This is a genomic window from Methanosarcina sp. 1.H.T.1A.1 (genome assembly GCF_000979295.1).
Taxonomy (GTDB): domain Archaea; phylum Halobacteriota; class Methanosarcinia; order Methanosarcinales; family Methanosarcinaceae; genus Methanosarcina.
On sequence record NZ_JJQY01000112.1, the window covers coordinates 1 to 6,403 of the forward strand.

Annotated in this window: 2 protein-coding genes; both read right to left on the reverse strand. The window is 43.6% G+C overall.

Annotated features, from left to right (window positions below):
- Positions 1–2,734 (reverse strand): PAS domain S-box protein (locus EO95_RS11675; protein ID WP_156164050.1); only part of this gene is annotated, 2,734 nt, incomplete at its 3' end.
- Between the two features lie 518 nt (positions 2,735–3,252).
- A partial coding sequence (locus EO95_RS11680) for a PAS domain S-box protein (protein WP_156164051.1) occupies positions 3,253–6,403 on the reverse strand: 3,151 nt, incomplete at its 5' end.

Sequence of the window (6,403 nt, forward strand, 5' to 3'; positions counted from 1 at the left end):
GTATGTGGACTGTGCGTTCTTCCCCCTTAGCTAAAATAATCCTGTGATCAATGCTGTAAGGTTTTCCATTTACAGCTTTCATAGTGGCATTATCAAAGTAGTCTCGATCATCGGGATGTATATAACTTAAATATTCATTGTACGATGGTGCTAATTCTTGAGGGTCGCGTCCGAAAATACTATACATTTCCTCAGACCAGTATGTTTTATCAGTTGCAATATCCCAATACCAATTTCCAATATGAGCCATTTTTTGAGCTTCAGCAAGACCTTTTTCACTTTCCTTCAATGAGTTATAAGCATTTTCAAGTTGCGTTGTCCGTTCTTCAACTAATTTTTCTAAATTTTCATATGCTTCTTTCAACTTAGCTTCTACTTCTTTTTCATCTGTAATATCACGGGAAATAGCAAGAACAGAAGACACTTCACCGCCAACAAATTCCGGTACTATTCTTGTATTAAAATAGTATTCTTTTCCTTGAGGCGATTTATAATGGAATTCCATTGTTTCGGGTTTGCCTGTGGTGAAAACATTTTCATAATGCCCTTCCCAGAATCTCACATTTTCAGGGTCCATCCCAAGTTCACTATTAGTTTTCCCAACGATTTCTTCTGGAGAGTGGCCATAAGGTTCCGCAGCTGCAGGATTAACATACATATATCGATTTTGTCTATCAAGGCGGGAAATCACGTCAGGAGAATTCTCAGCCAATGTACGGAATTTATTCTCACTTCTTATCAGTGCTTCTTCAGCCTGCTTTTGCCTGGTAATGTCGCGGATGATACCTCCGCTGAAAAGGGGCATGTCATTCTGGTCCTTGATCACCGTGAAGTGATCGGCTAACCAGCGGTATTTTCCGTCTTTGCGCTTGAACCGGTACTCGAGGGTTCCATGGCCTGTCTCGAATGCCTGGGCCAGTTCCGCAGTAACCTGGGGATGGTCGTCGGGATGAACGTGATCAAGAACTTCATTGATGCTCATGGCGCTCATCTTTTGGGCAGAGAAGCCGGTGATCTGCTCTACTACCGGGCTCATGTAATCATAGCGGTCGGTCTGAAGGTTTCGCCGGTAAGCCACATCGAGTGAGTTCTCAAGGACCGCCCGGAAACGTTCCTCGCTCTCCCGCAGCGCATCCACCAGGGAATCGCGTTCCGACAGCGATTGGGCCAGCTTGATATTGCTGTAGCTTAACTGTGAGAACATGTGGGCAAGCTTCATGAAGAAGGTCATGCCTGTGTCCACAGCCTCCCTGCTCAACCGCGGAACTTTTTCAAGTGCTGCTATGTATTCCTCCTCATTGAAGCCGTATTTTTTAGCCTGGGCCCGGAAAAGCTCATAGTCCAGAGTTTCGTCCTCAAAAAAGAACTGCCCTGATAAAATATTGCCGACGTGCTGGCCGCCCACAATGAGAGGGGTCGCTATGTCCCACATGTTGTTCTTGCACCTGTACAGTTTAAACTCTCCAGGGGCAACGCCCGCGGATAGTTTTGTGTCGCTTTCTATGCAGTGCTTGCAGGCTTCGGGGTGAACCCTGTGGAATCTGGTGCAGATCTCCTGCCATCCGACACCCACCAGAAAATTGCCTTTGAGATCCCCCAGGCTCATGGGAATGTGAGCAAGCTTATAGAAATCGTCCATGAGGGACTGGATCGCCTGGGCATCAACGATATCAGCAAGCTCCAGGTTAGCCATCTCCCGATCAGGCGAGAGAATGCTCTCCAACTTCAGCCTGACGCGCTGCTCACTCAGGCGCAGTGCCTCCTCTGCCCGTTTGCGCTCGGTGATATCATGGGCGACATGAATGCATCCAGTGAGTTTTCCTTCGGAATCATGCAAAGGTGAGACGGTTACTATGAAATCGCCACCAAGGCTTTCTTCGCGAACTTCTTTGGTGTGCTCAAGTCCATCCTCAAGTAATTGCCGATGAGGGCAAAAGGAGGGGGGTTCGTCCATCCCATGGACAACACGATAGCAGGTCAACCCGATACACTCTTCCGGTGTCACCCCCAATCTTGCCGCCATGGCCTTGTTTGCACGAACAACCCCATATTCAGCATCAAGTATGGCTATCAGGTCCGGCACAATATCAAAGGTATATTCCCAGTCTTTTGCAGCCTGAGCAGCTTCCTCTTCTGCTTTTTTGCGCCTGGAACTTTCTATCCGCTCCCATTTTTCTTCCCTTTTGATCAAAGCGAACTGATGATTGATGACCACATCGATTATCTCGGTTGCGTGGCACCTGTCGAGAGGATAGGTGCATAGAGCCATCATATGAAAGTTGCCGATAATGTTGTCTATTTCTTTTTCGTATTCAATGAAACCATTCCAGCCTTCTTTTTCCAGCCCGAAAGTTTTCCCGCTCAACCTCAAGCCATCGTATCCACTGGCAAGGGCATGATTGAGTTTTTCAATCCAGCCGTTTAAGACCTTTTCCGAATCGAATACACCCTCTTTTACATACCAGTAAGTGGAGGGAATAATTTCGATTTGTCCCTTCTCAAGGTAAGCATCAATATCAGGAACAGCTCTTCTCAGGGCTTCTTTTGCATCTTCTACTTCAAGAGGCTGCGATGTGACCCACATACAGAATTCGTTATTTTCCAGCCCTGCTCTGAAGTAGGGGACAAGTATGTCCATCAAATCTTCTTTTGTCTGGTAGAACTGGCAGAAGTGCGTTCCCCAGGGAATATCCCCAATAATATCAATCCCAGACTCCCTCAGCCTTTCATTCATTCCACATCTTCTCCGGGCATATCCCAATCCTATTCTTATCTTAAAACAGGGTCTGCAATGAGTTATGGCTAGTGTCGCGTCAATCATCAAGGATTGAATGATTCTGAATAGTTGTAATTGATTTTATAAGACATTTTACTGCTGAAGCGACACTAGACTTTTAAGTGTTCACTATGTTCTTTATGTTTTTTCTTTTTTAAGTAGATCTCTTTCAGTATAAATTAAGTTTGGATGTTTCTCAAAAAACATAACTTTTATGTACTGAACATTTTTAAAAAAACTAAATTATATATTATATTTTTAATGTATTCTTCTATATATCAATTACTTTATATTAAAATTGATTCAGGAACTCTCATTTAGGAACCCTCATTTAATCAGTTCAGGAATCATTGATTAATCCTGTTCAGGTTAAGATTTGCGGCAACTGTTCGTTTTTTTTTTCATGAGGTCCTGCTGTAAAGCTATCGCATTATCCGCCAGTAGAGGCAACTTTCAAAAAAAAGAACAAGGTTAGCTCATGTTTCTTTACTGCTAAACCGGATAGTAAATTCTGTCCCGGGATTCCTTCTAAGTTCTATACAGCCGTCTATCTGTTCAACAAGAATATTTACAAGTTGAAGCCCGAGAGAATCAGCATTTTGAAACTCTATTTCTTCAGGGATGCCTTTTCCGTTATCCGATACTTTGAGTATGTAATGGGAACCATTTTTTTCCCTATGGTGGGGATTCGGACAGGGAGTATCGTATATATAGGCAGACGCCCCTGTTTTGTAAAGGGTTATGTGGATTTCGCCTTTCCCCCCAGCAGGAAAAGCGTGCTTCAGGGCATTTGAAACCAGCTCGTTTACAATAATTCCGAGAGGGATTGCAATATCCATATCAAGATAAATCTGCTCAAGGTCCAGTCTTACGCTAATATTGTCTTTTCTAAGATTATATGAGCCGAAAAGATTTGAAGTCAGCTTCCGGAGATAAGCTGCAAAATCAAGGGTTTCGGTCTCGTTTCCCTTGTATAGCTCCTCATGAATCAGAGCCATTGAAGTAACCCTGCCCTGGCTTTCCCTGAAGGCTTCAAGCATTTTTGTATCACTGAACCTTTCAGCTTCAAGACTGAGAAGAGAAGAGATTACCTGCAGATTATTTTTAATCCGGTGGTGGATTTCTTTTATTCTGAATTTATCCATTTTCTCCATAGTCTCTTCAGCCATTTTGCGCTCAGTAATATCACGGGAAATCGCGAGAACAGAAGTCACCTCACCATCAACAAACTCCGGTACTATTCGTGTATTAAAGTAGTACTCTTTTCCTTGAGGCGATGTATACTGGAATTCCATTGTTTCGGGTTTTCCTGTGGCAAAAATATTTTCATAGTGCCTTTCCCAGAATTTTACCTTTTCAGGGTCCATTCCAAGCTCACTATTGTTTTTGCCAATGATATTCTCTTGAGAAATGTTATACACTTCTGAATATGCAGGATTGGCATATAAGTGGCGAGTTCGCCGGTCCAGGCGGGCGATCAAGTCCGGAGAATTTTCAGCCAATGTACGGAATTTATTCTCACTTCTGATCAGTGCTTCTTCGGCCATCTTGCGCTCTGTAATGTCTCTGGAAACAGTCGAGATCGCCACAAGTATTCCGGATGCGTTAAAAACAGGAGAAAGAGTTATTGAAATATTTATTATCGTGCCGTCTTTTTTTAACCTTAAAGTTTCATAGTGGCGGATCCGTTCTCCCTGTTTTATCTTTTCATCTAACTGTTTTATTTCCCCTTTCAGGGTATCTGGTTCAAACATTGAGATGTTTTTTCCCAGGACTTCTTCGGCTAAGTAACCATAAATCTGCTCTGCTCCCTTATTCCAGCTCGTAATAATACCATCAAGAGATCTGGTTACAATGGCATCATCTGATGATTCAAGAGCATTAGCCAGGGTCTGAAGTTTTTCTTCGGCTTTTTTGTTTTCGGTAATATCCCTTACGGTAACAACTACATGGCCATCGGAAAAAGGCAGAGATATTGCACTCACATCCGCCCAGATGATGCTGCCGTCCTTCTTGACCATCCCCACCTCTGAACTCTGAATCGACCCTTTCTTTTTCAGAGCCCTTACACTGGGGAGATCCTCATACGGCATCTCTGCGCCATTTGACCAAAGGTACTTCCGGATCTTATGATTCCCTTTGAGCAAATCCGATCTGGAGAGGCCCATGATTCTCTCCAGGGTAAGGGTTACATCCAGGACATTTCTTTGCTTATCGAGGATAGAAACTCCAATAGGCAGCAGCTTAAAAAGAGCTTTCAATCTGCCCTCGCTCTCTTTTAGCATCTCCTCTACCTTCTTGCGCTCTGTGATATCCTGAACTGTTCCCTTCATTTGAATAGGAATGTTTTCCTCATCAAAAATAACTTCACCTTGTACATGTACTATGCGTTCTTTCCCATCAACTGAGATAATCCTATGATCAATACCATACGGCTTTCCATCCCAAGCTCCCATGGAGGCATTGATAATAAGGTTTCGATCGTCTGGATGTACGTAACTTAAAAATGAATCGTAAGTTATCTCACACTCTTGAGGAATGAGCCCACAAATACGATAAATCTCATCAGACCAGTAAAATTGATTGGTCACAATATTCCAGTCCCAGTTTCCAAGGTGAGCCATTCTTTGAGCTTCAGCAAGACATTTTTCACTTTCTTTCAAAGAATTGTAAGCCTTCTCAAGCTGGACTGTTCGCTCTTCAACTAAATTTTCTAAATTATTGAGCGTTTCTTTTAACTTAGATTCCGCTTCTTTTTTCTCCGTAATGTCGCGGGAAATAGAAAGAACAGATGTCACTTTGCCATCAATAAATTCCGGTATTATTTGGGTATTGAAGTAGTATTCTTTTCCTTTAGGTGATGTATACCGGAATTCTATTGTTTCGGGTTTACCTGTGGTAAAAACGTTTTCATGGTGCCTTTCCCAGAATTTCGCCTTTTCAGGGTCCATCCCCAGTTCCCCATGAGTTTTGCCAATGATTTCCTCCGGAGGCCTGCTATAAGGTTCCGCAGCAGCGGGATTGGCATATATGTGCCGATTTTGCCTGTCAAAGCGGACAATTATGTCAGGAGAATTTTCCGCCAACGTACGGAATTTATTCTCACTTCTAATCAGTGCTTCTTCGGCTTGTTTGCGTTCATTGATATCACGGGCGACATGAACACTTCCAATGAGTTTCCCTTCTGAATCATGCAATGGTGAGACGCTTACTAAAAAATAACCACCAAGGCAATCCTCGAAAACCTCTTCAGTGTGTTCAAGCCCGTCCTTAAGCAACCGCCGGTGAGGGCAAAAAGAGGGGGGCTCATCCGTCCCATGGACAACACGATAACAGGTCAACCCGACACACTCTTCCGGTGTCACCCCTAATCTTGTCGCCATGGCTTTGTTTGCATGAAAAACCTGATATTCAGTGTCAAGTATGGCTATCAGGTCCGGCACAGCATCAAAGGTATATTCCCAGTCTTTTGCAGCCTGAGCAGCTTCCTCTTCTGCTTTTTTGCGCCTGGAACTTTCTATCCGCTCCCATTTTCCTTCCCTTTTGATCAAAGCGAACTGATGATTGATGACCACATCGATTATCTCGGTTGCGTGGCACCTGTCGAGAGGATAGGTGCATAGAGCC